The 24,683-nt window shown below is 70.8% G+C and carries 38 protein-coding genes and 1 pseudogene; all 39 read right to left on the bottom strand.

Annotation, left to right across the window (positions count from 1 at the left end; translation table 11 throughout):
- Nucleotides 1-2 precede the first annotated feature (2 nt).
- Nucleotides 3-1,679 (bottom strand): phage terminase large subunit, encoded by a 1,677-nt coding sequence (gene terL / locus SPR02S_RS56320; protein WP_019059948.1) that lies wholly within the window; start codon nucleotides 1,677-1,679, stop codon nucleotides 3-5.
- A 20-nt stretch (nucleotides 1,680-1,699) separates the two neighbouring features.
- On the bottom strand, nucleotides 1,700-2,410 hold the full coding sequence (locus SPR02S_RS26065; RefSeq protein ID WP_019059949.1) for a hypothetical protein: 711 nt from the start codon (nucleotides 2,408-2,410) through the stop codon (nucleotides 1,700-1,702).
- Complete coding sequence (locus tag SPR02S_RS56325) at nucleotides 2,410-2,898, bottom strand: hypothetical protein (protein WP_019059950.1); 489 nt, start codon at nucleotides 2,896-2,898, stop codon at nucleotides 2,410-2,412. Before SPR02S_RS56325 ends, SPR02S_RS26065 begins: the two co-directional genes overlap by 1 nt.
- Before the next feature lie 16 nt (nucleotides 2,899-2,914).
- Nucleotides 2,915-3,235 carry a hypothetical protein gene (locus SPR02S_RS26075; protein WP_019059951.1) on the bottom strand — a complete coding sequence of 107 codons (321 nt, stop codon included), beginning with the start codon at nucleotides 3,233-3,235 and terminating at the stop codon, nucleotides 2,915-2,917.
- Between the two features lie 10 nt (nucleotides 3,236-3,245).
- Complete coding sequence (locus SPR02S_RS26080) at nucleotides 3,246-5,534, bottom strand: hypothetical protein (RefSeq protein WP_020684213.1); 2,289 nt, start codon at nucleotides 5,532-5,534, stop codon at nucleotides 3,246-3,248.
- A 3-nt stretch (nucleotides 5,535-5,537) separates the two neighbouring features.
- Entirely contained in the window at nucleotides 5,538-6,002 is a 465-nt protein-coding gene (locus SPR02S_RS26085) for a hypothetical protein (protein WP_019059952.1), read from the bottom strand.
- A gap of 9 nt (nucleotides 6,003-6,011) precedes the next feature.
- Nucleotides 6,012-7,241, bottom strand: coding sequence for a LamG-like jellyroll fold domain-containing protein (locus tag SPR02S_RS26090; RefSeq protein WP_020684214.1), 1,230 nt, complete (start codon nucleotides 7,239-7,241; stop codon nucleotides 6,012-6,014).
- Between the two features lie 26 nt (nucleotides 7,242-7,267).
- Nucleotides 7,268-7,912, bottom strand: a complete 645-nt coding sequence (locus tag SPR02S_RS26095; RefSeq protein ID WP_019059953.1) for a hypothetical protein — start codon at nucleotides 7,910-7,912, stop codon at nucleotides 7,268-7,270.
- Entirely contained in the window at nucleotides 7,912-8,070 is a 159-nt protein-coding gene (locus SPR02S_RS63245; protein ID WP_019059954.1) for a hypothetical protein, read from the bottom strand. The genes SPR02S_RS26095 and SPR02S_RS63245 overlap by 1 nt, the downstream gene beginning before the upstream one ends.
- Before the next feature lie 41 nt (nucleotides 8,071-8,111).
- On the bottom strand, nucleotides 8,112-8,420 hold the full coding sequence (locus SPR02S_RS26105) for a hypothetical protein (RefSeq protein ID WP_019059955.1): 309 nt from the start codon (nucleotides 8,418-8,420) through the stop codon (nucleotides 8,112-8,114).
- Complete coding sequence (locus tag SPR02S_RS26110; protein WP_019059956.1) at nucleotides 8,420-8,755, bottom strand: hypothetical protein; 336 nt, start codon at nucleotides 8,753-8,755, stop codon at nucleotides 8,420-8,422. Before SPR02S_RS26110 ends, SPR02S_RS26105 begins: the two co-directional genes overlap by 1 nt.
- Nucleotide 8,756: 1 nt before the next feature.
- Nucleotides 8,757-9,494 carry a hypothetical protein gene (locus SPR02S_RS60470; RefSeq protein ID WP_019059957.1) on the bottom strand — a complete coding sequence of 246 codons (738 nt, stop codon included), beginning with the start codon at nucleotides 9,492-9,494 and terminating at the stop codon, nucleotides 8,757-8,759.
- A 43-nt stretch (nucleotides 9,495-9,537) separates the two neighbouring features.
- Nucleotides 9,538-9,672: a hypothetical protein gene (locus SPR02S_RS65750; RefSeq protein ID WP_019059958.1), complete on the bottom strand. Its 135-nt coding sequence runs from the start codon at nucleotides 9,670-9,672 to the stop codon at nucleotides 9,538-9,540.
- A 363-nt stretch (nucleotides 9,673-10,035) separates the two neighbouring features.
- Nucleotides 10,036-10,398: a hypothetical protein gene (locus tag SPR02S_RS26125; protein ID WP_019059959.1), complete on the bottom strand. Its 363-nt coding sequence runs from the start codon at nucleotides 10,396-10,398 to the stop codon at nucleotides 10,036-10,038.
- Between the two features lie 198 nt (nucleotides 10,399-10,596).
- Complete coding sequence (locus SPR02S_RS56340) at nucleotides 10,597-10,854, bottom strand: hypothetical protein (protein WP_106437013.1); 258 nt, start codon at nucleotides 10,852-10,854, stop codon at nucleotides 10,597-10,599.
- Nucleotides 10,855-10,970: 116 nt separating this feature from the next.
- Nucleotides 10,971-11,786, bottom strand: coding sequence for a hypothetical protein (locus SPR02S_RS26135; protein ID WP_019059961.1), 816 nt, complete (start codon nucleotides 11,784-11,786; stop codon nucleotides 10,971-10,973).
- Between the two features lie 184 nt (nucleotides 11,787-11,970).
- Nucleotides 11,971-12,462, bottom strand: a complete 492-nt coding sequence (locus SPR02S_RS26140) for a DUF6221 family protein (RefSeq protein ID WP_158697872.1) — start codon at nucleotides 12,460-12,462, stop codon at nucleotides 11,971-11,973.
- Nucleotides 12,459-12,689: a hypothetical protein gene (locus SPR02S_RS26145; protein ID WP_019059963.1), complete on the bottom strand. Its 231-nt coding sequence runs from the start codon at nucleotides 12,687-12,689 to the stop codon at nucleotides 12,459-12,461. The genes SPR02S_RS26140 and SPR02S_RS26145 overlap by 4 nt, the downstream gene beginning before the upstream one ends.
- A gap of 2 nt (nucleotides 12,690-12,691) precedes the next feature.
- The gene (locus SPR02S_RS26150) at nucleotides 12,692-13,147 is read right to left on the bottom strand and encodes a DUF6221 family protein (RefSeq protein WP_158697873.1); all 456 of its coding nucleotides are present in this window, start codon (nucleotides 13,145-13,147) and stop codon (nucleotides 12,692-12,694) included.
- Nucleotides 13,144-13,629, bottom strand: a complete 486-nt coding sequence (locus SPR02S_RS26155) for a hypothetical protein (RefSeq protein WP_019059965.1) — start codon at nucleotides 13,627-13,629, stop codon at nucleotides 13,144-13,146. The genes SPR02S_RS26150 and SPR02S_RS26155 overlap by 4 nt, the downstream gene beginning before the upstream one ends.
- On the bottom strand, nucleotides 13,629-13,829 hold the full coding sequence (locus SPR02S_RS26160; RefSeq protein WP_019059966.1) for a hypothetical protein: 201 nt from the start codon (nucleotides 13,827-13,829) through the stop codon (nucleotides 13,629-13,631). The genes SPR02S_RS26155 and SPR02S_RS26160 overlap by 1 nt, the downstream gene beginning before the upstream one ends.
- 6 nt (nucleotides 13,830-13,835) lie before the next feature.
- Nucleotides 13,836-14,108 carry a hypothetical protein gene (locus tag SPR02S_RS26165; protein ID WP_019059967.1) on the bottom strand — a complete coding sequence of 91 codons (273 nt, stop codon included), beginning with the start codon at nucleotides 14,106-14,108 and terminating at the stop codon, nucleotides 13,836-13,838.
- Between the two features lie 2 nt (nucleotides 14,109-14,110).
- Nucleotides 14,111-14,383: a hypothetical protein gene (locus SPR02S_RS26170; RefSeq protein WP_158697874.1), complete on the bottom strand. Its 273-nt coding sequence runs from the start codon at nucleotides 14,381-14,383 to the stop codon at nucleotides 14,111-14,113.
- A 187-nt stretch (nucleotides 14,384-14,570) separates the two neighbouring features.
- Complete coding sequence (locus tag SPR02S_RS26175) at nucleotides 14,571-15,140, bottom strand: hypothetical protein (protein WP_019059969.1); 570 nt, start codon at nucleotides 15,138-15,140, stop codon at nucleotides 14,571-14,573.
- Nucleotides 15,141-15,327: 187 nt separating this feature from the next.
- The gene (locus SPR02S_RS26180; protein ID WP_019059970.1) at nucleotides 15,328-15,714 is read right to left on the bottom strand and encodes a hypothetical protein; all 387 of its coding nucleotides are present in this window, start codon (nucleotides 15,712-15,714) and stop codon (nucleotides 15,328-15,330) included.
- A 262-nt stretch (nucleotides 15,715-15,976) separates the two neighbouring features.
- Nucleotides 15,977-16,432 (bottom strand): annotated as a pseudogene (locus SPR02S_RS56345) (DNA-methyltransferase); the annotation flags it as partial.
- Nucleotides 16,433-16,678: 246 nt separating this feature from the next.
- The gene (locus SPR02S_RS26190; protein WP_019059972.1) at nucleotides 16,679-17,569 is read right to left on the bottom strand and encodes a zinc finger domain-containing protein; all 891 of its coding nucleotides are present in this window, start codon (nucleotides 17,567-17,569) and stop codon (nucleotides 16,679-16,681) included.
- Between the two features lie 27 nt (nucleotides 17,570-17,596).
- Nucleotides 17,597-17,806 (bottom strand): hypothetical protein, encoded by a 210-nt coding sequence (locus SPR02S_RS26195; RefSeq protein ID WP_019059973.1) that lies wholly within the window; start codon nucleotides 17,804-17,806, stop codon nucleotides 17,597-17,599.
- A complete protein-coding gene (locus SPR02S_RS26200) occupies nucleotides 17,806-18,396 on the bottom strand; it encodes a hypothetical protein (RefSeq protein WP_019059974.1) in 591 nt (196 codons plus the stop codon). Before SPR02S_RS26200 ends, SPR02S_RS26195 begins: the two co-directional genes overlap by 1 nt.
- An 11-nt stretch (nucleotides 18,397-18,407) precedes the next feature.
- Nucleotides 18,408-18,965 carry a hypothetical protein gene (locus SPR02S_RS26205; RefSeq protein WP_019059975.1) on the bottom strand — a complete coding sequence of 186 codons (558 nt, stop codon included), beginning with the start codon at nucleotides 18,963-18,965 and terminating at the stop codon, nucleotides 18,408-18,410.
- 16 nt (nucleotides 18,966-18,981) lie between these two features.
- Complete coding sequence (locus SPR02S_RS26210) at nucleotides 18,982-19,212, bottom strand: hypothetical protein (RefSeq protein ID WP_019059976.1); 231 nt, start codon at nucleotides 19,210-19,212, stop codon at nucleotides 18,982-18,984.
- 93 nt (nucleotides 19,213-19,305) lie between these two features.
- Nucleotides 19,306-20,472: a hypothetical protein gene (locus tag SPR02S_RS26215; protein WP_019059977.1), complete on the bottom strand. Its 1,167-nt coding sequence runs from the start codon at nucleotides 20,470-20,472 to the stop codon at nucleotides 19,306-19,308.
- Nucleotides 20,472-20,924, bottom strand: a complete 453-nt coding sequence (locus SPR02S_RS26220; RefSeq protein WP_019059978.1) for a hypothetical protein — start codon at nucleotides 20,922-20,924, stop codon at nucleotides 20,472-20,474. Before SPR02S_RS26220 ends, SPR02S_RS26215 begins: the two co-directional genes overlap by 1 nt.
- Before the next feature lie 11 nt (nucleotides 20,925-20,935).
- A complete protein-coding gene (locus tag SPR02S_RS26225) occupies nucleotides 20,936-21,730 on the bottom strand; it encodes a hypothetical protein (protein WP_158697875.1) in 795 nt (264 codons plus the stop codon).
- A gap of 19 nt (nucleotides 21,731-21,749) precedes the next feature.
- Complete coding sequence (locus tag SPR02S_RS63250; RefSeq protein ID WP_158697876.1) at nucleotides 21,750-22,019, bottom strand: hypothetical protein; 270 nt, start codon at nucleotides 22,017-22,019, stop codon at nucleotides 21,750-21,752.
- A gap of 40 nt (nucleotides 22,020-22,059) precedes the next feature.
- Entirely contained in the window at nucleotides 22,060-22,242 is a 183-nt protein-coding gene (locus SPR02S_RS26230; RefSeq protein ID WP_019059980.1) for a hypothetical protein, read from the bottom strand.
- Nucleotides 22,243-22,251: 9 nt separating this feature from the next.
- On the bottom strand, nucleotides 22,252-22,479 hold the full coding sequence (locus SPR02S_RS26235) for a hypothetical protein (RefSeq protein ID WP_019059981.1): 228 nt from the start codon (nucleotides 22,477-22,479) through the stop codon (nucleotides 22,252-22,254).
- Entirely contained in the window at nucleotides 22,476-22,604 is a 129-nt protein-coding gene (locus SPR02S_RS65755) for a hypothetical protein (protein ID WP_019059982.1), read from the bottom strand. Before SPR02S_RS65755 ends, SPR02S_RS26235 begins: the two co-directional genes overlap by 4 nt.
- Before the next feature lie 49 nt (nucleotides 22,605-22,653).
- Nucleotides 22,654-24,651 (bottom strand): DUF2637 domain-containing protein, encoded by a 1,998-nt coding sequence (locus SPR02S_RS56350; RefSeq protein ID WP_078622997.1) that lies wholly within the window; start codon nucleotides 24,649-24,651, stop codon nucleotides 22,654-22,656.
- Nucleotides 24,652-24,683 lie beyond the last annotated feature (32 nt).

The raw sequence follows: 24,683 nt of genomic DNA on the forward strand, positions 1-24,683 counted from the left end.
TCCTATCTGAGGTTGGTGTGTGCGCGGAAGGCGGCGTTCCGGGCTCGTTGGCGAGCGGTGGCCGGGTCCTCAGCGGGGGCAGGAGCGGGCTGGGGCGTGGTCGGTTCGTCAGCGGACTCGGTGGCCGCGTCCTGTTCCGGCGCGGCGCTCTGCTCGGCATCGGTCTGGGTCTGGGCTTGGACGAGGGCTTCGGCCTTGCGGCGGACGTAGTCGATCCAGGCCTGTGCGCCGGTGCCGTCGAGGAGCATCTGGGAGAGGGCCTGGCTGGTGGCGTCGACCTGGTCGTCGTGGGCCCCGTTCGGGAATTCCGCGGCCTCGTTGATGAGCTTGTCCGGCTCGAACAGGGCGATCTCCCCCGTCGGCAGGAAGACGTTGCCGGCCTCAATGAGCGGGGCGACGGCGTTGGCCCGGGCGTACTTGCTCTCGGTCGGGGTGACCTCGACGATGCCGGGGATCTTCGATTTGAGGGTGTTGATGACGGCGGTGCCGTTGGCCTTGTCCTCGACGTACTTCGCCGTGGCCTGGGGCCAGCGCGCCACCATCGCCTTGAACGCGGTCAAGGTCTCGGTGAAGGTGAGGCGCTTGCGGATCTGGTCCAGGAGGTAGACGTTCGCGCCGCGCCGCGCCCAGACCTGGCCCACCACGAAGTCCGAGCTCTTCGTGTCCTTGAAGGCCATGTCCCACGACATGACGAGCCCATCGGACTCCTCGACGCGGTAGGCGCCCGGGACGGTCGGGTGCTGGGACCACAGCGGCACGCTGTAGCGGCGCCACCACTGACGTCGCCACACGTCACCGGCGTCGGGCGACGGCCGCCCCTGGTACAAGGCGTTGAAGACTCGCGTACCCGCTGTGATCCGGATCGCTTCCCACTGCGCAGTGGTGCGGCCCCGGGCCGACTTGAGCCACTCCCCAGGCGACCGGCCGAGTGCGTCGGTCTGTCCCTTTTCGGGGTCGTGGTCGGCGAGGGCAGGAATGTTGATGACCCGCCAGCGGTGCCCGTCCTCGGCGGCGATAAGACGGCCTGCGAGGTCGTCCTCGTGCCACCGGGTCAGGATCACGATCACGGGCGCGCCGCTTGAGAGGCGCGTCGACCCGACGCTCTGCCACCAGCCCCAGACACGGTCGCGGTAGTACGCGCTGTCCGCCTGCTCCTTGTCGGCGAACGGGTCGTCGATCACGAGTGCGTCGACTCGACGGCCCGTCAGGGAGCCCTTGAGGCCTACACAGATGACGCCGCCGCGGTGGCCGGCGAGCTGCCAGCGGGACGCGGCGCCGTTGTCCCGCGCGATCCGCAGGCCCAGGTCGAGGCTGCCTTCGTCGCCGTTGTAGGTGGTGACCCAGTTGCGGATGTCCCTGCCGAATTCCTCGGCCAGCGGTTTGTTGTAGGAGACGATCCCGATCTTCAAGTCGCGGTTGCGGTGCAGAGCCCACAGCGACCCGGTCTTGGTGACGCGCTGGCTCTTTCCCTCCTGCGGAGGCATCGAGACGATCAACCGGGAGTCGGGCGTGCTGTACGCCCACGCGACTGCCTCGTCGACCAGGTCGAGCGCCAGCGTCTGCAGCGTGTCCGGCTCGACGGCCTTGGCCAGCGCGCCAGGGGTTGGCCACCGGTCGGCGTCGGGCCGGGGTTCGAATGAGCGGGCTGCGTATTCGGCCCAGTTGAGTGTGGCGGCCATGGGCAGCCGCCTCCCTCAGCTCACGAGGCCAGAGCGCGAAGGTGCCGGGGCACGATCTGCGGGACCCGCTCCTGCTGCTCGGCAGTGAGCTCCAGGTCGTTGAGGATCGCCCGGATCACCTGAGCCACGAGGGCGCCGTGCTGCTCGGCCATGCGGACCTTGCGCTCCTCGATGCCCGCGCTGATGGCCGCTGTGCAGACCTTGAGCAGGTGCGCGCGTTCGGCCTGGTAGAGGCGCAGCCAGATGTTCGGGGCTGCTTCCCAGGTGGTTCCGCGGTCCTCGCCGCCGACCTTCTGGCGTGTGACGCCCCAGACCAGCGAGGACCGGCGGTCGCGGCGCCGGCCGTAAGCCGCGCCCTCCTCGTCGTCCTCATCGTCCTCGTCGTCGTGATCGTCTGTTTCGGCCTGGTTCTCGATCTGCTGGACGCGGTCGCGCAGATACGCCACGTGGCCCGCGGTCCACTGCACGTCCTCGAGCAGCGCCTCGGAGGCGGTCGTCTCGATCTTGCACCCGTACATCTGGACCAGCTCGAGGGCCCGTTCCTCGGCCACTCGCCGCTTCCCGGCCTTCAGGTTCTGGGGTGCCTTCCCTCCGTGGACGCGGCACACCTTCTGGCCCTTGAGGGCCCAGGCACCGCAGCGATCCCCCTTCGCACCGTCGGTGCCCTTCTTGTGGGCGGTGCAGCGGCGCTTCTCGGTAGGTGTGACGAGGTTCTTCGTGTGGTTGGCCATCACTGGCCACCCGTCACCCAGTGCGCCGGGAGCTCCCAGCCCTGCTCCTCCTCGGCCGGTGCGACGGGCCGGGGTTCCGGTGTGCAGTCGCAGCCCGGGAGGTCGGCCTCGTTGGGCGCGGTGCAGCAGGAGGCGTGGATGAGGGCGGCTGCCTCGAGGCTGATGGCGTGGGCGCCGCAGGCGTGGACGATGCGGGTGGTGTCGACGGCGTTGGGCAGCGGGGGGAAAACGGGGGCCGGCTTCTGGACGTCGGCGAGTTTCAGCGCCTGCACCCGGCGGTTCGTCTCGGCTCGGAGGATCTCGTCGAGTTCGTCGCACGTCGGCCTGCGCTGCCAGTGCACCTTGGCCGGGGCCCCGCACGCCGAGCAGCCACGGCCGGCTGGAATCCCGGGAACAGGCATCGGCGCGGTGGTTGCGGCAACCGGGGCGAGGGCGTTCTCGGCGGGGACGGGGAAGTGCGCGGGTTCGGGCGGGGTGAGGGGGTCCACGCCGGTCTCCGTTCTGTCAGGTGACGGTGAGCTGCCCGACCGGGATGACGGGCTGCTCCGGGCTGTCGGTGACGCGGATGTAGACCGCGTACCTGCCGGGGTCGAGGGTGGGACCACTGCTGGACGGGCCAACGAGGACCTGGGCGCGGTAGGCGGTGGTGCCGGGGATCGGCTGGCTGCCGTCCCACCCGCCCTCGTACCAGGTCGCCGGGCGTCCGCCGATGGGAGGGAAGGCGAACGCGACGACGTCGCCGGTGGGGTTGTAGGGCTGGCCCTGGACGGTGACGGTCACCTCGGCGCCGACGTACTCGCGTGACTCCCGCTGGATCGTCTGCACAGGGCGCTCCCTACTCGTCGATGTCCCAGCGGGAGCCCGTCAGCCAGGACCGCCAGCGTGGAGGGCCCTGTCCGGCCTGCCAGCGGCTGTAGGGGCCGGTGGCAGTGATGAACAGGCGGCGGAGGTTGCCGCGTACCGCCGTGACCGTGCCGGTAAGGCCGGTGAGAGCGTGGAGGACGACCTCGAAGTAGCGGCCCGAGACGATGCCGGCCACGGCCAGGACTGCCGCCTGGTGGAGGACGGTGATGCTGCGGCGGACGCCGGGCACCCCGGTGAGGGCCGCAGCCCGGTGGAGGCTGGTGCTCCGGCGGGTGGCAGGCCCTGCGGTGAGTACGGCCTGGAGCAGGAGCCCCAGCGCGGCCCGCGCGGTCGCCGCCGCGGTGGTCGTTGCCGTGGCCCTCTGCCCGATGACCCGGCGCGCGTCCGCGGCCGTCGCTCCTACGACGGTGCGGGCGAGGGCTGCACGGCGGCTGGTGGCCGCGCCGAGGGCCAGGGCTGCCTCGAGGACGATGACGATCGCACCCTGGATGGTGGAGGCAGCGCTCGTGGCTGCTGTGGCTGCCGCGGCCTGGCCGATGAGCCTGCGGGTGGCGGCGGACACGGTGACCGCCACCGTCAAGAGGGTGTCGAGGCGGCGGCCGGCAGCAGCGGTGCACGCGCTGGTGGCAGCCGCATACAAGTGCGGGATGCGGGTGAGCTGGGCGCTGACGGCAGCCGTCGCGGCTTGGGCGATCCCGGTGGTGCGTCGTGCCGCGGCGGTTACGGATACGGGAGCCGAGCGCAGCAGACCGGTGGACCGGCTTGTTGCGGGGGCGGCGGTCGCGGTCCCGCCGATGGCGAGGAGACCGGTGCGGGCCGCCGCTCCCTGGAGTGCCAGCGTGGCCTGGCCGGACAAGGCGGTCGCGCGGGCCGCGGTCCCCGCCAGTACGGCGGTGGCAGCGACCCGGAGACTTGTGGCCCGGGTGAGGGCGCCGGTGGTGGCCACGCTCGCGGCCAGGATGACGCCCCGGGCGATCTGGCTGATCGTTGCCGCCGCGGTGGTGGTGACCACGGCGGCGAGCTGCTGCACGAACGCCTGCCCGCTCTCCATGGTGCTCGTGAGCGCGAGTGTCGCCACCCTCGCCAGAGCGGTACGCCGCACGGTGCCGCCCGCGGTGGCCGCGTCGGCGGCGATCGGGAGGCCCGCTGTGCGCCGGGTTGTGGTGGTGGTCGTCAGGAGCGCGGCCAGCATCGTGCCCAGGGTGCGGGCGACGCCTGCTGTCGGGGTCACGGTGGCGGCCTGGGTGGTCGCCAGGTTCCTGCGGCACGCGACTGCGAGCGTCACGACCGCGGCCCGGGCCAGGGCCGTCGCGCGGGCGACGCTCGTGGAGACGGTGACGGTCACACCGCGGAGCAGGCGGCCCGTGCGCACCAGGCTGGGGGCCGCGACGGTGGTGGCGGCCCGGGCGAGGACGGCCGTCGAGGCCCGGCCTGCAGCCGCAACCATGGTCACGGCGCGGGGCAGCCCGACAGCACGGGCCACACCGGCGGGGGTTGTGAGAACGGCCTGGAGGGCCAGGGCGACCAGGTGGCCCAGGGTGACGCCACCGGTGAGCGTCACCACGCCGGGGGCAGCAAGAGCGCCCCGGCGTTGTACGGCCGGTGCGGTGGTGAGGAGGGCCGGGAGGGCGCCGAGTCCGGTGGCGCGGCTCAGGCCGCTGAGGGTGGCGGTGGTGGCCGCGCGGGCCAGGGCCGCGGCGCGGCCGCAGCGCCCGGTGGTGGATGTGATGGCGGCCAGGACGACGGCCAGCAGACGCCCGGCCGCGGCTGCGGGGGTGACGGTGGTGGTGCGGGCCAGCAGTGTGGTGCGGCCAGTGGATGCGGCGCAGGAGATGGCCACAGACCGCGTGAGATACGCGGAGCGGGCCGCCCCGGGTGTGGAGGAGATGGCCGCTGCACGTGCGAGGGAACTGGCGCGGGCTGTCCCCGCGGTCAGGATGGCGGTCGCGGACCTCGTGAGGAAGCCGGTGCGGCCGGCGGCGGCCGTGGAGGTGGTGGTCGCGGCCCATAGCAGGCCCGTCGTGCGGCGGCTGCTGCCGGTGAGCGAAACGATCGCAGCGAGTACGGCGAGGACGATCAGCCGCGCGGACGCCGCGGTGCAGGTGAGCGTTGCCGTCCGGCCGAGCCCCGCGAGGCGCCCGGTCCCGGCGTTCAGGGCTGCCGTTGCGCCGGCGCTGATGTTGTAGACGGCAGGGCCCGTGGCCCGGACGGGCGGGATGGTGATCGGGGCGTGCGGCCTGCCGCGCCCGAAGCGTGACATCGGCTACTCCGTGAATCCCATGTAGGCGACGCAGCCGGGGGTGACGCTGGCGGCGGTGGTGTAGCGCAGGCCGAGACGGGCGCCGGAGGTGATGGCGCCGACTTCCCGGTCCAGGACCTCCTGCAGGGCCAGCAGGCCGCCGAACGGGGAGACCATCCAGGAGCGGAGGATCGTCACCGACGTCGGCTCGGTGCTGAGTGCGGTCAGCGCTGTCGCCGTCGCCGCGGGAGTGCTGTCGTCGGTGAGCTTGGCGGGCGTGGCGCTGGATCCGGCCGGCGATCCGAGGGTGGCGACGCGGTACAGGTCGATCTGGACACCCGTCAGTGCGGAGGACCCGTCGAAGCTGACCCCGAGTTCCGTCAGCCTGAGTCCGGGTGTGCCCGGGGCGAGGAGGATGAGGGACTTCGTCGCCGACGCCGTCAGCGTGATCTTCGCCGTGGTGACGGTGTAGGCGTAGTTACCCGGCACGGGTGTCTCCTATCTCAGGGCAGCGCGCGCCACGGCCTGGCGCAGGAACGTCAGGTGCGGCGGTGCCGCGGGCACGTATTCGACGAGGAGCCACAGGGTGCTGACGCGGCGGGTCGTGGACTGGGAGATATCGCCGCGGTAACCGATCTGCGCGGTGTCCAGGAGCCCCGGTGTCCAGGAGCCTCCGGCCTGCGGGTCGGTGTAGGAGGTCAGCTGGTAGGGCCGGATGGCGTTGTTGACGTGCGTGCACCAGCCGTTGAGCGCGACGGTCACCGACGCCGACTCCACCACGGTGCCCGACGCCTGGGACTTGAGGCGGTAGACGATGCTCGCGGCTGTCGTCGCGGTGCTGCCGACGCGACCGCCGACTGCGACCAGGGCGATCGCGTCCGCGGCGCCGATACCGGCCGAGGCAGAGGACGCCAAGTTGAGATCGTCGGTGGTCGTCGTGCCGGTGGCCGTGGTGGCGTTGTACGAGGTCGCGTCATCGGGGGTGACCTCGTTGACACGGGTGAAGTTGTTCGCGACGCCTGCGGTACCGCCGACGACGGTTGCCCAGGCGTTGGCGTCGCCGGCGGAGTCCGGTTTCATGTGGACGACGTTGCCCGCCCCGGGGAGGCTGTTCTGGGCGGTGCCGGTGCTGTCGTTGACGGCGATGTCGTCGATGTACAGGTCACAGGTGGTGGACCCGGCAACGACGTCGGTGAACGCGCCCACGCGGATGGCAGAGGTCTGGAACCCGGTGAAGCCCGCTCCGGCCACGGCACCGGAGAAGTCGGTGCCGTCGAGGTAGACGTGCTGGATGTCGGTGGACGGGTCGTAGTCCAGCTCCACCCGGTACCACTGCCCGGTGCTCAGCGTCGCCGAGGAGCCGCCGACGTAGGTATGGGTGGTACCGGACCCGGTGGAACTGCGCAGGGTGCCGTTGGTCTGCAGGAACAGGCGCGGCGTGCGGCCCGGGGAGCCCAGGCCGTCGCAGTTCGCCATGATGATCGTGTCGACGTTCGGCATCGTCGCCACGTACAGGTACATGCGGACGAAGATGTGGGTGGAGGCCGAGGTCGACGCGTACTCGTGGCCGACGTACTGGACGGTGGCCGACGGGTTGAAGCGCATCGACGCCCCGCCGGCACGCTTGATGCTGGTGGAGATCGTCGGCGCGCTCGTCGATACCTCGGAGACCTCGACTCCGCCGGTGGCTGATTGCAGTTCGAAGCCGCATGTCCACAATCGCGCCACGAGGACCCTCCGGTCAGGTCAGGAGGTCAGGAGAACTTCGTGGTGAGCGTGTAAGAGACCTGGTCGCCGGTGGACAGGTTCTGCGCGCCGTGGTCGGCCTTGAAGAACACGGTGCCGTTGGTGACGTTGGAGACGCCGGGGATGTTGCCGCCGGTCACGACGTCGTTCAGCGCGATCGTGGAGATCGCCGTGGACCCGTTCTGCGCCCGGGTCACGGTCAGGGTGTTCGTCGAGATCGCGGTGATCTTCAGGACCTCGGTGCGGATCTGGATGTACTGGTTGACCGAGAAACTCGCGCCGCTGGCGACGATCAGGTTCGTCGACGAGTTCGACCCGATCACGCCCGACGACGTCTGGACCGCGTCCACAGCGGTCGGCTTCGACGAGGTGTCCGAGAGCGCGACCTCGGCGATCGACTGTGTCGACCCGGACGTGAACGTGCCCGTGACCTGGTAGGTGTCGGACGGCGTGGTCGTGGTGACGATCGACGACGTCCCCGCCACCCGGGACTCGCTCGCCTCCTTGAACGGGGCGACGTCGGTGGCCGCCGCGGTGAGGCCGGCCGGGTTGTTGCCCCAGGCCAGGTTCAGCGGCTCCGCCTGCGTGGGCGACGAGCCACGCATACGGCCCGCGATGACCTCGCGGCCCTTGGATGTGATGACGGCTCCCATCAGGCAGCCCTCCTTCGTCTGCGGTTGGAACGGGCGATACGACGATTCGCGAGCAGCCGGCCCACCGCCTGCCACCAGGCCGCGCGCAACGGGCTCGTGTAGTGGGCGGCGACGACACCGTGGTCCTCGACCGTGCCGTCCGCGCGTGTGATGACCATGCGGAGCTCGCTGGAGTGGGGCACATCAGCCCGAGCGCGGCTCACGGCTCCGCCTGCCCCGTCTGGTCACCGCGCTCGGCGGCCCACTCGGCTCGGACCTCGGCCAGGCACACCGCGTAGGGCTTGCCGGTGGCGGCCTTCCGCTCCCGGGCGAGTGACTTCTCCCCCATGCTGCCTTTCTTGGGCATCTGGGGCTCCTGGGGATTCGCTGCTCGGGCGCGGGCCCGGGCGGCGGCTTTCGCCTGCCCGCACACCGGCGTCCGTGGGGGGCCGTCGAGGACCTGCTTGATCACCTGGCGTTGGCGGGTACGGCGCTGCTGCCGGTTCAACTTCGGCTTCGGCTCGGCCATCAGTACCTCCGGCGCCCGTCCAGCCGGGCCTGCTCGGCGGCGCCGCGAGCAATGCCGCGCGCGAACGCCCCGTCGTCTGGTCGGGCGCGGGTGACGTTCACGATGACGCTCGCCTGGGTGGCGACCGCGGCCTCCCCGGGCGCCGGCTGGCAGTCGCCGGCCGGAGGGGGCGGATGCTCGGCTGCGCAGTGGGCTTTCAGCGGTTCGGTGTCAATGGTCAGGCCGACCACCAGGCGGCCGCCCACCTTCCTATGGGGCCCGGCGGACAGCGGCAGGTCGAACGGCGCGGCGCAGATCGGGCACGGGACGGCGACGGTGCTGGGGAGGGCTGCCATGTCAGACTCCTGCCGGGCGTGCGGGCCACGCCCAAGTGCCGTCGCTGGTACCGCTGGCGACCTGCTGGACCCAGAACGTGTCGGGACCGTCCAGGGCGACCTGCAGGTTGCACGGGGCGTCGGAACCGTCGCCCGAGACGCGGACGATGACGGCCGGGCACACGTCACCGGCGCGGACCGCAGCTCCTCGCACATGCGCGGCCACGCGCTGGCGGTGGATGGCGCGGACATTCGCGTGGTCCAGGCGGTAGTGGACACGGGCGCCAAGCTGTGGGACGGGCGGCGGCCAGGGGAACGGCCATGCCTCGGGCTCCGGCTCGGGGGCGGCGTCGGTCGTGTCCTTCGGGGATGAGGACATGGGCGGGTCTCCTGCGGGTGTGCGGCCGTCGGCGGCAGGGGCGCGGGTGAACGCGATCAGCTCGGTGACCTGGAGCAGCCCGGTGCGGGAGGGGTGGGGGTCGTGGGACATGCGGCCGCCGGCCCAGCAGACGGCGTGCCGCACACCGCGCTCGGACGGCCCCCAGGCCATCCCATAGGCGCAATGCTGGTCGACGGGCTGCGTCTGCAACTGGTAGCCGCGGGCGCTGCAGAAGGCGACCATCCGCTCAAGCCAGTCGGGCCCTTCCGCTACGAAGTGCGGCACCGACTGGAGAGGCAACTCGAGGAGGCTCGCAACCGCGGCTTGGAGGCAGTTGCCCGGGCGTCCCTCGGGGTCGTCGTGAAGGATCGACTGCGTCACCGGCCGCACAACCGCACCCCCTGTCGCTTCAAGTCGTCGGCGGTCAGGGCTGCTTGGGTGCGCAGTGGTGACTGACGCACCAGGCTTCGCCCTCGGCGACGAAGTGGACGTGCTTGCCTTCGGCGACGAGGTGCTGCGCGGCTTCCCAGGCCGGGCCACGGTCGGGGGTATCGGGCATGAGGGTTTCCGATCTTGGGGCGGAGGTCATGCCCCGCGCGCGCTCAGGGGGCGCTGCACCGAACGCGCGCGGGGGGTGTTCGGCCGGCCCCGGCGGAGCACGTGGCGCCGGGGCCGGTGCGGTCCTCGCGGATACCGCGTGTCGCGCCCGGCCGTCAGGCATTCCGGGGCTGCCCCGGCGCTCTGCAACGGCTGGCGTACGACGCATCCGTCCCCACGGCGCCAGGCAGGGAGCCGCTGGCGTGGTGAGGAGTTGAACCGCTGCCCGGGGTGAGCCTCTGTCCCGAAAGGATCACGGCGCCCCGCCCGGGCGCATGGTCCGGGCAGCGGAGTTGGTGGTGGACCAGCACCAGGTGGTGGTCCCTCAGACGGTTGCGAGATCCGCGACGCTCCCCTGGACCGCCTTCACCGTCACCTCGTACACCGTCTCGAGCTCCTTGCCGTCCGGGTCGACGTCGGACATGACCCATGTGCTCGCCACTGCGGAGTCCGCACGGTCGGCTGCCACCAGAAGGGCCCGGAGATCGGCGATGGGCGTGGCGTCGTCGGCCCTTTCCACGGACACAAGGTGGTCGTCGCGGACGGTGAAGACAGCCTGATTGTCCGAGTTCTTGAAGGTGGTGAAGCCGGCCACGGTCCTGTAGTACGCGGCTTCGATGCGGTGGGCGTTGAGTGTGGGCAGTGCGCCGGTGTTCACGATGAAGACGTGCATGGCCGCCTTGGACATGGTGATGCTCCAGATGCTGGTGATGGTGGTGGTTGTGCTGCAGACGCGGCAACGGCCCCGCCCCGGCAGTGGAGTTGGTGGACCGCCGTCGAATCGGCGACCCTCAGCGCCGCCCGGCGGCGGTCTCTTCCCTCCGGCCGCGGCTGGCGTGCCACAGCGGAGAGCCTTGGTGGTGCGGGACGGTTATGGGGCGGCTGGTCAGGCATAAGTGGCGACGGGCGCGGTGTAGGTGCGGCGGGCGCGGCGGCGGGTGGCGGCTTCGGCGCGGATCACGTCGACGGCTCGGAAGAGTGGCTGGCCGGCAAGGTTGCTGATGGGCTTGCCGGCATCGTTGCGGGCCTGCTTGAGGTGTCCCCGGTACTTCCAGTTCCGTACGACGTTGGGGTCGACGCCCGCTGCCTCGGCGGCTTCGGCAGCAGTCCAGAGTGTCTGCTGGAGGTCACCGGTGAGGTCCATGGCCACCTCCGAGGTGTACGGGTCCGGGAACGAAAAAAGGCCCCGCGTTGTCGCGAGGCATTCCTGCGTGTGGACACAGTGATCCGCGCTCAGCATCATGCGTGATGTGCAGCGCGTCAAGCAGCGGTTTCTTCCGGCGCGCCGTCCGGGTGAACCGGCGCACGCCGCGCCGCGGTCTCCTGGTCGGCGAGGTCTTTGACGTAGCGCCGGTACTCGGCGTGGGTGAACAGGGCGCGGCAGTCGGCGTCCTGGCATTCGATGTAGGGCTCGTCGTCGACGAGGCGGAGGTCGCGGGATTCGGTGAGCCAGGGGCCGCCGCAGCGCTTGCAGGGGGCGAATCGTTTCGTCTCGGGGGCTTTGTCACGGCCGGTGAAGCGCGTTGCGGCGCGGTGCCATGCGGCGATCTGCGCGGCCGGGTTGGTCGACGGGACGAGCAACGGGCCGAGACGCGCGGCCTCATGGGACTCGGCGGCCAGAGGGTGTTGCTGCAGGAGCCAGTCGACGTGCGCGGTGAGTAGCCGGGTCGTGCGGCCGATCCACTCCCCTTCCCGCACGCCGGGCTCGTGGACCGGGTGCTCGCCGAGGCCTCGGAGACGTCGTACGTCGGCGGCGACTTCGGCGAGTCCGCCGGCGATGTGGTCGGTCATCAGCCGAGCGGCCTGACCGGGCCACGGTGTGGTGTCGGTGGGCGCACTGGTCGTCGAAGCGGTGGGGGCGCCGCGTGTGCCGTGGAGGGGTTCGAGGCTGATGGCGACGAGGAGTTCGGGGAGCTCGGCCAGGTGCCGGCGCGCGCGGTCGACGCAGGCGTCGCAGTGCAGCGGGTCGCCCCAGGTGACGGGGATGTCGTGCGGGACGTTGTCGGTGCGGCGCTGGTGTTCTGCGCGGCGCCAGGCGGTGTTGCAGACGCCGAGGCAGGGAGCGGGAGTTGGCATGCGGGGCCTCCCCGGAAGCGGGCGGGACAGCAAGGGGGCGGGTGCGCGAACGGCCCCGCCGAGGCGGGGCCGTTCGTCGTGCAGCGACCTGAACCTGGATGGCACCTGTTCAGGCCTCGATCTTGCCCCACACGCCACACAAGACGCAAGAAAAGGGGTCAAACATGCCCGTTCGGCGAGCGAATCACTCCTGCGGCTCGGGCGTCTCCTCGGTCCAGTCCCACGCCTCGGCAAGGAACTTCAGGCTGCGGCACGGGGCTTCGATCGGATCGCCTGAGCTGTCGCGACAGGTAAGGCAGACCTTCGGGCTGTCGCGGCATTCGCCCTCGCAGAAGGCGGGGCACTTCTCGCCGTAGGAGTGGCTGAACCTGCCGTGATCGGGAACCGGGATGTGCTCGTCGTGCTGCTTCCGGTCAGCGGCGATCCGGAGCAGGACGGCGGCTGGGGAGTTGCGGGCGATGTGCCGGGCGTCTGCGAGCCGTACACCACCTCCGTTGTCGTGGCTGCCGGCAACGACGTCGCAGTCCAGGGGGCGGGTGCCGATGACCGCGGCGAAGTCGTAGCCGTAGGGGTAGTCAGTGACGTGCCACGGCCCGGGAGTCGCCCCTTCCGCATCGGCCTGCGCCGCGGCCAGCGTCTCCCGCAGCCACGACACCATTCGGTCCGTGCCCGTCACGACGCCCGCCCTGCGCGCCACACGACGTATCGAATCTCAGCGCGGCGCATCCATCCCCGCCGGTTGAACAGCAGCCAGTCCACGATCCGCTCCCACCGTCCAGCTGAGTCGCAGGCCGCACACCGGTACACGCCGTCCCGGCCCCGCCGGAGACGCGGCGGATGCGTCTTGTGGGCCTCCAGAGCGGCGAAGTACGCCGCTTCCAGCACGGCCAGCTCGCCCGTCACCGCTACTCCTCCCCGCTTCGGCCCCAGCCCTTGGCGAGCAGGAGTACGCGCCGTGCCACGCGTGTGTCCCGGCCGCAATCGCAGGGCTTGCCGAGCCTGGAGTCGTCACACGTCTCACCGCCATCCCGCTCCTCTGTGGCAGCGGCGCAGGTGTACCAGCAGTCTCCCTCGACGACTTGGTGCTTCTCGCCGAGCAAGTCGTCGAGGAGTTTCCGGTCGGCGGCGATCCGACGCAGCACGGCGGCCGGATCGTTGTCGGCCATGAACGTGCCGGGCGCCGGGTCGAGGTAATCGACCTCGGCCACCATGAACCCAGGCGTGCCCGTGGCGTTGAGGCTGCCGTGCGCGTGATGTTCCCACTCGGCGCTGCCCGTCTCCGTCGCAGCCGCTTGTGCTCGCTGCGTGGCCGCGTTCATGGCCTCCCGCAGCCACACCACCAGGTGGTCGGTGTCGGTCACGGCGTCCACCTCGGGCTCGGCTTGAGCGCGTCCCGGATCATGCCGGGGGTCACGATCATCCGGCGCCCGAGTTCCTGCATGCGAGTCTCCATGGCGCTCAGCAGCATGTACTTCTCGTGCAACTCGCTGAGCGCGTCCCGCTGATCGCAGTGCCACAGCCAGTGCATCGCCCGGTCGGCCGCCACGGCGACCGTTTCGGGGGGTGCGTCGGCTTCGATGTCGAGGCGGGTGCGCCAGTCGAGGCGGGTGCGCTCGGGGGCTCCGTAGTCGTCGCCGATACCGAATGCCAGTCGTCCGTCGACCAGGTGCCAGGACAGCCAGAACTCGGAGAACTGCATGGCGTGGCCGGTGCTGGGGTCGGGGAAGGTCATCTTGATCTCAACGTCGGTGACGTACTCCGGATCCCAACCCAGGGCTCCGAGCCGATCGCTAAGCGCCTGGGTCGTCTCGCCTGGAAGGGGCACGTAGGGGTTGTCCGGCATCAGTAGCAGCCTCGGTTCATGTCGCCGATGCAGGTGGTGTTGGCGCGGACGAGGCGGATGATGTTCTGCGCCCGCTCGGCCGTGTCCGTGGTCTGGCCGGTGGGGTCGACGATCGCCGCGATCAACGGGACCAGTTGCTCGTCAGGGAGCACGCCGTAGCCCGGCAGGGTGCTGTACCGATACGGCTCTGAAGCGGTCATGCTGTCTCACCTTCCGGCGTGCGCGGAGTCGGCGAGGCAGCTGGAGCAGACGCCGTCGGTCATGGGCACGTCGTGGGTTTCGCAGGTCTGGTCGCTGTCGAGTTCGTCGGCGTGCGCGAGGAGGTCGGCGGCCACCGCTCGTGTCTCGTCCGCGGTGAGGTGCGCGACGCCTGCGGCCGGGTCCAGGTCGATGGCCACGTAGTTGTCGCCGAAGCGCTCGATGCTGACGGCCAGCGTCCCGTCGGGCGCGCATCCGCGGCCGAAGGTGTGGAAGGCCACGGCTACCGCTCCTGCGTGATGGTGTACGCCGGCTGCGGCTGATGGCAGGAGTGTGAGCAGCGGCCGACGTAGACGTCGGCGTAGTCCAGGGCCTCGCCGCCGTCGCGGTAGAGGAGTCCGTCGCGGCACTCTGGGTCGCCGGCCCTGGTGCACTCCGCGCAGGGGCGTGGCGTGGCGTCGTGGGTGTACGGCGGCCCTTCCGGAGTGGGAGGGGCGAGGATCGCGTGGATCAACTGCCCTGCGCCTTCAGGGAACATTGGCGACACATCGGTCATGCGGCCAGTATGGCGGCCACGTTGAAATCCGAGCTCGGAATTCCTTGAGCGTGGGGCTTTGCAGGGAGCAGATGCCAGCTGGGGGCAGCGGCGCAGCTCGCGATCGGACATGCTGACACCGGGTCTGAGCCTTGGCCGGTCCGGACCGCGCAGGAGGGGCCGCGGGGTGGTTCCCGCAGCCTGCGGTTCAGCTCCCGTTCGCGATCTTCGCGGCGTCTTTGTCGGCTTTCGCCAAGGCGTTCAGTGCGTCGGAGGCGTCCTTCCGTGTCTTCGCGTTCGGTGCGTCCGGGCTGGTGCCGTCGTTGGCGAACTGGGTGATTGTCGCGTTCGCGACCCCGTTGTCCGAGCGCCACTGCTCGAGGAGATCTGTCGGCTCGTTGTCGGCGGTGAAGAGAGCGTCGGCTTTCGAGAATGCGGTCTGCTTCATGTCGAGGCCGACCACGGCCTTCTGGTACCAGGCCGTGAAGTCCGTTGTGCCGACGGTCGTCTGGCCCTTGGAGAGGAAGGTGCGGAAGTCGGTGTCCTCTTGTGTGAGGATCGCTGCCGCTTTCTTCCGTGCCTGCGCTGTGGGCGGCTTCTTCGCGGCGGTGCCAGTGCTGCCGGCCTTCGCTGGTGCAGCGGTTTTCGTGGGCTTCGCGGAGTGGCTGGCGGTGGCGCTGGAGGTCTTGGCGGAGTGGGTCTTGGTGCTGCCGCTGTTGCATGCGGCCAGGGGGCCGAGCAGGAGGACGGTGGCCGTGATGGTGAGGGTTCGTCGCATGCGGGCGATAGTGAACGTCCGTACAGTTCTTCGGGCAGGGAGTGGCGGAGTTGTGACGGTGTGTTCGGGGGTTCGCACACGCTGAAGCGCCGTCAGGCGGTCGGCGGGGCTTCGACTTCCGTGGACGGACAGAGGCCCTCCGCTACACGCGCGGAGGGCCTCGTCGGTTCCGGGTGTACCCGGAGTGTTAGTTACGCGTCCAGCCTGTCTGTCCTACCCAGACGGTCTGGTTGTTGCGCGTGGGCACCACGTCGTACCGGGCTACGTACTGGTAGTAGCCGGCCCGGCCGCTCTTGCAGAAGATGTTCGCGATGATTGTGTTCTTCTGCCCGAGTCCGACCCTGCCGTAGACCAGATCGTCGCCCCAGTCCCAGTTGGTGCTCCAGTAGTCCGTGTACGCCTGGATGCCGGTCACCGTGCCGTTGGTGCAGTTTCCCAGCCATTTGGGAAAGGCGATGTAGACCCAGCCGGTGCTGGCCGCCTGCGCCGTTCCTTCCGTGGCAGCGACCCCGCTCATGGCCAGGCCGAGCGCGGACAGGGTCACGGCGAGCTTCTTGAACTTCGCCTTAAGCATGTGCCCCCTCAACTTGCAGATGTGCGGTCTCCCTGCGTCGGCCGAAGAGCTAGGCACGACGCTGGAGTGCCGATCATGTCCGGTGGATGCTCGGTGTGAACGCGCGAGGGAAGCGCGATGCCTATACGTAACATCAGGTTCTATTACCCGTCCCATCAGCGGTGCGCTGTCGCGAATCTGTTCGCATGAGGCCCGCTGTCGGCCGCTTTACCAGGCAGCCACGCAGCGAGACGCAGACCTCCCGGGAACACCCGACTGGAAGTCACACGGCGGCGTGGGGGGCGATCAGGGGCAGCCGGTCCCGGGCCGACTGGGCGTAGACGGCGGACTGTTCGATGCCGATGAAGCCACGGTCCTCGAGGAGCGCGGCGGCATCGGTCGTGCCTGACCCGGCGAATATGTCGAGGACCGTGCCGCCCTGGGGGACGATGCGCACGAGTTGCTGCATGACCTCGACGGGTTTCTGCGTGATGTGGACGCGAGTGTTGCCGCGGGGCTGGCTGCCGGGGAAGTGGCCGGGCAGGTAGACGGGTTGGTTGCCGGGGACCATGGCGCCGTTGCTGCCCCAGAGGATGAACTCGCACTCCTGGCGGAGGCGGCCGGGCTGGGGGCGGGCGATGGGCTTGTGCCAGACGGCGACGCCGCGCCAGGTGTAGCCGGCGGCCTGGAGGGCGTCGGCGGTGGAGCCGATCTGCCGCCAGTCGGAGAAGACGAGGGCCGCTACTACGCCTACATCGCTGCGTGGCACGGCTGGCGGATCGTCCGATCTGACGACCGGCTGAACGATGAGGAGCTGGCCGCCAAGTACGACGTCGTCGAGGAGTACGTCCGGCGCCGCGCCGAGTTGCCCACCGCATGACGACGGCCCCGTCCTGGCCTGGGACGGGGCCGCGCTACGATCTGTCTACCGCGCCATAGACGCTGGCGTGGGTGCTCCGCAGGGCGCGCTGACCGTAGTTGACCGTCAGGGTTCGTCGACGGCGACCGGGTTGTCGCCGAGCCAGCCGATGCGGGCGTCCACGTTCACCTCGGCCTCGCGCTGGCGCGGCGTGTGGGCCTGCTCTGCGGCCCGTCCGGTCTTCGTACGGCAGGGCTCGCCGCTGCCGGCCTCGCATCGTTCGCACTCGATCCGCAGGACCTCCTGCGCGATCGCCGCGTCCCGTTCCCGGGCCCGACGTTGTTGGGCGGTCTTCGATTCCCACGACTTCAACAGCGAGCCAGGGACACCGTCCATGCCTTCCGGGTACGTCAGCGTGGTGCTGGCCCAGGCACCGGTGCCGGCGAGGTGCAGCAGCTGGTTGGCGGTGGGAATGACGGCCGGACCGCCGAAGTCCTCCCGGTCCGTGTCCAACGCGGACGCGCCCCACTTGTCGCCGCTCGTGAACCCGGCGGCGAGGGGGATGTCGCCATCGATGATGCGCGCCACCTTGTGCAAGCGCTCGGCGCGCTCCCGGAGCGCGCGTGCTTCGCGGCGCAGGGCCTCGATGTCGTCGGCGAGTTCGACCGGGGTGTCGGGGGTCTCGGCGGCGCGGGCGAGCTGGTCGATCCATACGGCGGCTGCGGAGCAGTGGACGGCGAGTTCATCGATCGTGATCCGGGGGCCGGCCATCAGGTGGCTGGTGGAGTCCTCAGCAGCGCCCTGCTGGCCGGGCAACGGGTGTTCGGGGGCGTCGACGACGGCGGAGAGCTGCTCGCCGCCGTCGCGGGTAAGACGCCGGCGCGGACTGCCGTGGTAGCCGAGCGCGGTGGCAGTCTTCTCCCAGACGAGCTGGGCGGCGTCGCGGTCGGCGGACAGAACGATGATCTCGGCTTGACCATCGTCCGGCAGAGGGCGGCTGGTGTCGGTGTGGTTCAACGTTGGTACTCCTGGTTGCGGCGGTGGTCAGTCGTCCGGGGCGGTGCAGCCGGCGTCCAGCTGCAGATAGGTGCGGCCGCCGTCGTAAGCGCGGGCCGATGTGGTGGTGAAGGCGGCGCGGAGGACGTCGAGGACGACCTGGGTGGTGGCTTCGTCAGCCATGATCCGGATGTCGGCGATGCCAGGGAGGTGCTGGCGCTCCTCGCGCTCCCGGCGCGGCCGGGATGTCCTGGGCATCAGTGGCTCCCTTCGCGGGTGTTGCGGATGAGGTGGTCGGTGTGGTGGGCGCCTGCGATGCAGCCCGGTTCGTCGCAGGTGCGCCAGACGCGGCCCTGGGGGTCGCGGCCGTGGTGTTTCCGGAAGGCGACGTGGCGGGCGTTGTGCCTGCGTCCGGCGGCCAGGAGGTCCGCGCTCCGGCCGCTGCGCGGTCCCGTCCACAGCACGTGTCCGCGTGCCGTGTCCTGGGCGTACAGGGCGAAGGCCTCGTCGACGGTGCGCCGCTGGCCGGCCTGCTTGTCGTAGGAGGGGACGGGAATCCGGTGGCGTTTCCGCAGGTGGGAGATGCGGTTGGGGCTGAGCCGGAACTTGCTGCGGACCGCCTGGTACGAGGCGCCGCCTTGGAGTATGGCCACGGCCTGGTCCTCGAGGACGTCGAGTTCCGCCCGGGTGCGTTTGGCCCGCTCGGGCGGTACGGGGATGTGCCGCTCGGTGCGCACGCGCCGGATCCGGACGTAGCCGACGTTCAGCTCCTGCGCGACGGCGTCACAGGTCGCGCCGGCCTGGAGCATGGCGGCGATCCGGTCTTCGAGTTCCTGTTTCCAGTCCACTGGGCCGCCTGTCACTGGGAGCGGAAGGGGTTGGGGAGGTCTCCTGCCGCGATTGAGTGGACGATCGCGGCGACCTCACGGGCGCCGTCCGGGGTGTCGGGCGCGTGGATGGTGAAGACGCGGGTGCGCGGGTTGTTGACCATCAGTTCCCAGCCGCTGTCCGCGTAGAGGGCGACGGCCAGGCCTGCCGCGTTGTCCCAGCCCCACCGGGGGCCGCCTTCGAGGGGCTCCACGGCCACGCCCATGCGGACGTGGGAGCCGGTGATGGTGAGCCCGGCCTCGGTGAATGCCTGCGTCAACGCGCGGTGGAGCTCGTTGATTTCGTCGAGCTGGCGGTTCGTCGTGGGCCGCCGGTACTTGTCGGCGGTGGCCTCGGCGGCTGCGGTGATGAGGCCACCGAGTCGGCCCAGGCGGTCTTCTCGGGGATGCCCGTGCGCGGCGGCGGTCTCGTGGAGGGCGTCGAGGAGGTGTGCGGCCTCGGCGATGACGCTCGGCACGTACAGGGCGCGCAGGCCCGCGTACCAGGTGGTGATCTTGTTGGTGGAGTGCTCGGTGGGTGGTGCTTGCACGGTGGTGGTCCTCTGGTCAGGTCGCCTTGATGATCAAGGCGATGACGATGACTGCGATCACCACGACGAGGATCCGGGCCTGTGCCAGGTCGAGCTGGTACGGCACCGGCTTGATGATCTCGCCGTAGGGGTGGTCGCCACCGTGCTGCTCATCGCGATGCTGCTGCCCGTGCCGCTCGGCTGCGACTTCGAGTGCGTACGGGCGCGAATCGGCCCGGCAGACGGGGCAGCTGTACAGGTGCGGCATTGCGTCCTGCTCTCAGGGTCGGGTGCAGGTGGTAGATAGAGCACGGTAGACGACCGGTAGATATGGGCGGTAGATGTCGTTTGACCTGGGCTTCTACCCCCTTCCAGGAGAGGCCGGAGCAGGGTTGGGAGGAGGGGTGTGACCGGGGGTGCGGGTGGGGCCTCTGCGGCCCGCGAGCCAGGCGCCCAGGAGCCGCTCGAACGGGACCCCCTTCCGGGGGCCGGCGGGGGCCTCCTCCGCCCGGCCGGGGGCCACTCCCGCCACCGGCCCGGGGGCCCCCTCGGGCGATGCCTCGGGGAGGCTCTCCGTGGGAGGCACCGGGAGTACCCCGGGAGCGGGCTCTGGCGCGTGGTTCTGTGAGGCCTCGGCGAGCAGCTGGGCGACGCTGTTGGTCGCGGCGGTCAGCGGCGCCCCGAGAGCGGCCACGAGTTCGTCGGCGTGGACCCCATGGGTCGGTCCCCGGCCGCTCCCTCGGATCTGCATCGTCTTGACGGGGATACCGAGACGGGCGCAGTGCTCCCGCAGCGCCTCCACCGTCCACGCCTCGGGGACCGCCCCCTCATCGATGAGCGTCGCCAAGTGAACGCCCCTACGCCCCTCCGTCACGGCGGCAGAGACCCGGGCGCAGACGAGGTGCAGCAGCCACAGGCCGGCCGCGCGGACCTGCGCCGTGTCCGGCGCGGCGGACCGCGCTTCCCCGGCCTGCGGCCCTGTTTCCCCACCGGCCGCCGGCTCCGTGCTGGCCGTGCGTCGGCCGTTCTTGTCGTACTGGGCGGTCAGCCACGCGGCCACGGCCCACCACACGGCCACCCACGGCAGCAGGGCGGCGAGATCCGGAGCCACGGCGTGCCAGCCGCGCTCGATGGGCCGGTGAGTGAAGCAGTAGACGACCCAGGCGGCGAACGCCACGCCGATCAACTTGTTGGGTGCCAGCAGCGCCGCCGCAGTCCAGCTGTTCTTCTTGCCGCCCTTGGCCTTCGCGGTGGCCGGCTTCCCCTGCTCCCCGTCTGCCGGCTTCCCTCCTGGAACACCAGCCCCGGCCAGCATGTCTCCTTCCCCGACCGCGCTGCTCTTCGCCGGCTTGTTCTTCTCCTTGCCCTTCCCGCTGCTCTTGGCCGACGCGCGCCCGGGTAGATGCCGCGCGCCCTGGCACGCCCGCTGCACACCGCCCACGAGGCGGCGCGCCAGCAGGCCGCTACCACGCACTTCGTCCCCGACGAGGACCACCAGGGCGCGCCAGACACTGATCGTGATCTTCATCAGTTGCCGGTCCAGTGAGAGATGGTGATCCGGAACGCGTTGAGGACGACTGCGCAGACACCGCCGGCTTCCACCAGAGAGGCCGAGGCCATGAGCGCGAGGACCGCGGTGAGTCCCTTGCGGTTCCCCAGAGGGTGGAAGTAGGCGGTGAGTCCCAGGCAGGCGCCGAGGCCGGCCGGTCCGAGTGCTGGGATGCCGGCGCCGTCGAGGGCCGATGACGGAATCGTGCCGATCCCGGTGATGACATCGGCCCAGCTGTTCCCGGCGGCGAGGAACATCGTGCCGGTGAGGATGCCGAAGACCGCGATGCGTTCCTTGGTGTTGATCTTGACGTGGTTTCCCACGCCCAGCCACAAGAGCACGCCCATCACGGCAGCGATCCCGGACAGAGTCCAGGAACCGGCCCAGTTGCCCTTGGCCAGGTCAGCGGTGGGAGAAGCGAGGGTGTACATCGTGGGGCCTTTCAGCGCGGGCCAGGGCCGTACCAGGCGACGGCGACAAGAGCGGATGCCAGGGGAACGCGGACGAACCAGCGCACGAGCGCCGGTGAGGCCTTGAAACGCCTGTCGATCAGCCAGTACAGGCCCCCGCAGATCGCGGCCGACGTCGACAGGAGCGCGATGCCGGAGGCGTCCAGGCCGGCATAGGCGCCGTACTGGTTGAGGATCTGCACCCCGTCCGGCGCCAGCCCGGGCGCCACGTACGCGGCGAACACTGAGGCCACGACGCGGCCGATGATCCCGCCGGGCAGATACCGGACGACGCCCTGCACACCGAGGACGCGCCAGGTGCCGTAGCCGCCGGCGCAGGCGAGGGTCAGGCCGATGGCGTCGGTGGCTTGGTGGTCGGCGGCCGGGAGGAACGCGCCGATCGCGTCGACCAGGCCGATGACGTACCCGAAAGCGCCGGCGGACGCGGTGAACAGGAGCGGCTTGACGTAGCTCCGGCTCGGGGTCGCCTGCAGTGTGGGTGTTTTGCCGGACGGTGTCTTCTTCCGGCCGCCCGGACGCCCGGGTTTGCTCGGTGCGGCCGGGCGGCTGCTGGGCACTTCGGCGTCCAGGTCGGGGATGTCGAGTTGCTCGTCGCAGTCCAGGCAGATCGACGCGACGTGCTCCCCGGTGGGCTGGGCGTGGACGGGCACGGTGCGCGCGTGTGGGCAGTCCGGCGGCTCTGTCTGTTCCGGCTGTGCAGGCCTGTTGAGCCTTTTCCGCCACCACTCGGGGAGCAGGTCGGCCCCTCGCAGACGCAGAGGATCCACGTCGTCCTCCTCCTGGTCGTCATCGTCGTCCGGTATCTGAGCGGCGGTGGCTGCCGGTGCCGTAGGAGGTGCGGGCTGTGCGGGAGGCATGGGCGGTGCGGCAGGTGCGGTCGGTGCCCGGAAGCCGGGAGGGCTGCTGAGCATGGTGGGCGCGGGCGGTGTGGCAGGCGCGGGCGGCATCGGCGGGGCGCTGGGTGCCGGGGGTGTGCTGGGCGCAGGCGGTGGCTTGTTGGGCACCGTGGGTGTACTGGGTGCCGGCAGCGGCCGGTACCCCAGGAAGTCCATCCACCAGTCGTCCGGATCCGGTGCACCAGGCTGCGCGCTGCCACTCACCACGGAACCCCCAAGCCCAGCCCGTAGGTGACCAGCAGGAGTTCGGCGACTGCGTACCCGGCGCAGTAGAGCAGGTCGCGGAGGTTGTGATTGCCTGCGGCCCGCGCGGCGTGGCCGATGGCGCAGGCGCCCAGGCCCGCTGCGAGCAGGAAGCCAAAGATTTGGGTGAAGGGCGGCATGGCGTGTCCTTAGTGCAGGAGTGTGGCGGCGGTGGTGCAGGCTGCCGCGGTAGCGGAGAGGGTGGCTGCCGTACGGGCGCGTCCGCGCGCGCAGGCCAGCAGTGCGAGGGCGATGGCCGCACCGTCGGTGCATACGGCGGCCTGAGGAGTCGTCAGGCCGGCCAGTACGCACCAGTGCCAGCCCTCGCAGACCAGCGCCACGACGTTCTTGTCGGGCTCGGCCTCCGGCGGCGTCATTGCGGGGTCCAGCAGACGACGGCAAGGACCATCGCGGCGATGACCGCGACGAGGGCGTACTGCCGCAGCGCGCCGCTGCGCGTGTCCAGGGCGACGAGGCCCGCGGCCGGAATGACGTAGGACATTCAGGGGCTTCCGGGTTGCGGGGCCGCGGTGCACGCCCCGGTGTGCAGGTCAGGTAGGGCATGGCACGGCCAGTTCGGGGCGCGGCAGCGTGTAGCCCCCGGCAATGAGGTCCGCGGCTTCCTTACGGCGCTCGGAGGCGGTGGAGACGGACACTCCGAGAGCACCGGCGATGACGTCCAGCTGGATCGCGTCTGGGTCCCCGGCACCGTCGGTGAGGATCATGCGGGCGACCCTGCGGGCGTCCCGCTCGCGCGGGGTGAGGCGGGCGTGGTCTTCCATTTCGACCGCGAGAGCCTCGGCTTCGGCAACCCGGCGGCGCATTCCGACCGCGTCGAGCCGGACCGTCTCCGCGGCGGCCGCTTCCTCGGCCGCACGCCGTTCCGCGAGGGCCGCTTCCTCGCTGATCTTGGCCCTACGGCGGCGCGCTTCGGCGTTGGCCAGCTCCGCTTCGACCGCACGACGGTCCGTTTCGGCAGCAGCCGCTCGCGTTCCGGCCGCGCGCCTTTCCATTTCGGCCGCAGCCTCCAGACGCCGGCTGTTCTCGACCGATTGGTCGGCGGCCTGACGCTGTTCGGCGGCGAGCTGCTGCTCCGTTCCGAGGGCACGCTGGCGCGTTCCGAGGGCAGCGGCCCGCGCATCGGCAGCTTCCTTCTCCCGTCGGGCGGCCTCGACCTCGAGGCGCTCCGTTTCGGCCAGCGCTACGGCGGTCTCCTCGTCGGCCAGGGCCGCCATGTGGCGGTCGGCAGCAGCCGCGGCCTCGAGCTGCTCGGCTTGCTGCGCCTTGGTCGCGGCGGCGAGCCGGTCCTCGGCGGCCTGGAGCTGGGCTGCGGCGGCGGTCGCCGACTCGAGAGCCTCCGCCTCCTGGACAGCGACGCGTTCCTCGGCTTCGGCCACAGCGGTGGCCTTGGCGTACGCGGAGCGGGCAGCGACCGAAGCGACCGACTTCCGGGCATCGAGCCCTTCCTCGGCCTCGGCAACCTCGGCCTGCTTCGCGAGGAGCAGGATCCTGGCGTCCGCGGTCCGGATCTGGGCGGCGAGCGCCTCCTGCTCCTGGCGCTCCTCCTGCTCCCGCTCGCGCTGCTGCTCGGCGGCGCGGGCCTGCTCGGGGATGGCGAGGGCCTCGTCGACGGTCAGCCCGTACGGCGCCATGATCATGGGGAGGCGGGCCTCCATCGGGGCGCTCTTCCAGCCCTTGGGGTACTGCTTCCCCTTGGGGTAGATGCGGTCGAGTGCAGCCCGGTAGATGAGCTGGTCACGGCGCCTGTCTACCGCCTCGTCGTACGACCGGATCCCCAGGAGGACCATCCGCCGGTGGAGGCTGAAGGAGCCGGCCGGATCGAGGATCCAGCGCTCGAGAGGGATGCCGTCGCGGCGGGTGCCGGCGGCGACGTCCTCGGCGCGGGTGACCTGGATGATGACCCGCCGGGCAGCCTCGACCGCGGTCACGAACATGACCGGGATGACCGCGTGCATCCCGACACCGACAGGGTCCGCGCTCAGCGGGCGGCCACCGGACGCGGCGTTGAAGACGATCGTCGCGACCGTGAAGCCGTGCGCTGCGAGGCGGAGGATGGGCCAGCGGATCCGGCGGTGGGTGAGGACGAGGTCCAGGGCGTAGAGGACGACGATGCCGACGTCGACACCGACCGGGAAGACCTGCGCGAACTCGCCAAAATGGTGCGCCTCGCCCAGCTTCACGAGGGACCGGTAGGAGCCGGTGAAGCCGATCCCGGCGAGGACCAGGCCGCCGATGACCGCGAACACGTTGAGGCCCCTGCGGGCTGCTCCCGAAACAGCGTCCGACGTACCCGGAACGCCGGGGGCCGTCGTCGGAACGGCACCCGGCGCCTCCGGAACGGCCACCTCTTTCCCACGCTCGACGCGCGGTTGGAAGCGCGCGACGGGGACCTTGGGGCGGCCGTGGCCGGGCGCGGCCGGAACGGATTCCGGCGCGCTCGGAACGCTGCGGTGCGGGGTCGGAACGGCCGCCTGCGTCCTCGGAACAGAGCCGCCGCGCCAGAGTGTGAGGCGTGTGAGGAGAGTCATGGAAGGCCCTTCCGATGAACGAGGACGCAGGG

Source organism: Streptomyces prunicolor NBRC 13075, assembly GCF_000367365.1.
GTDB classification, from domain to species: domain Bacteria; phylum Actinomycetota; class Actinomycetes; order Streptomycetales; family Streptomycetaceae; genus Streptomyces; species Streptomyces prunicolor.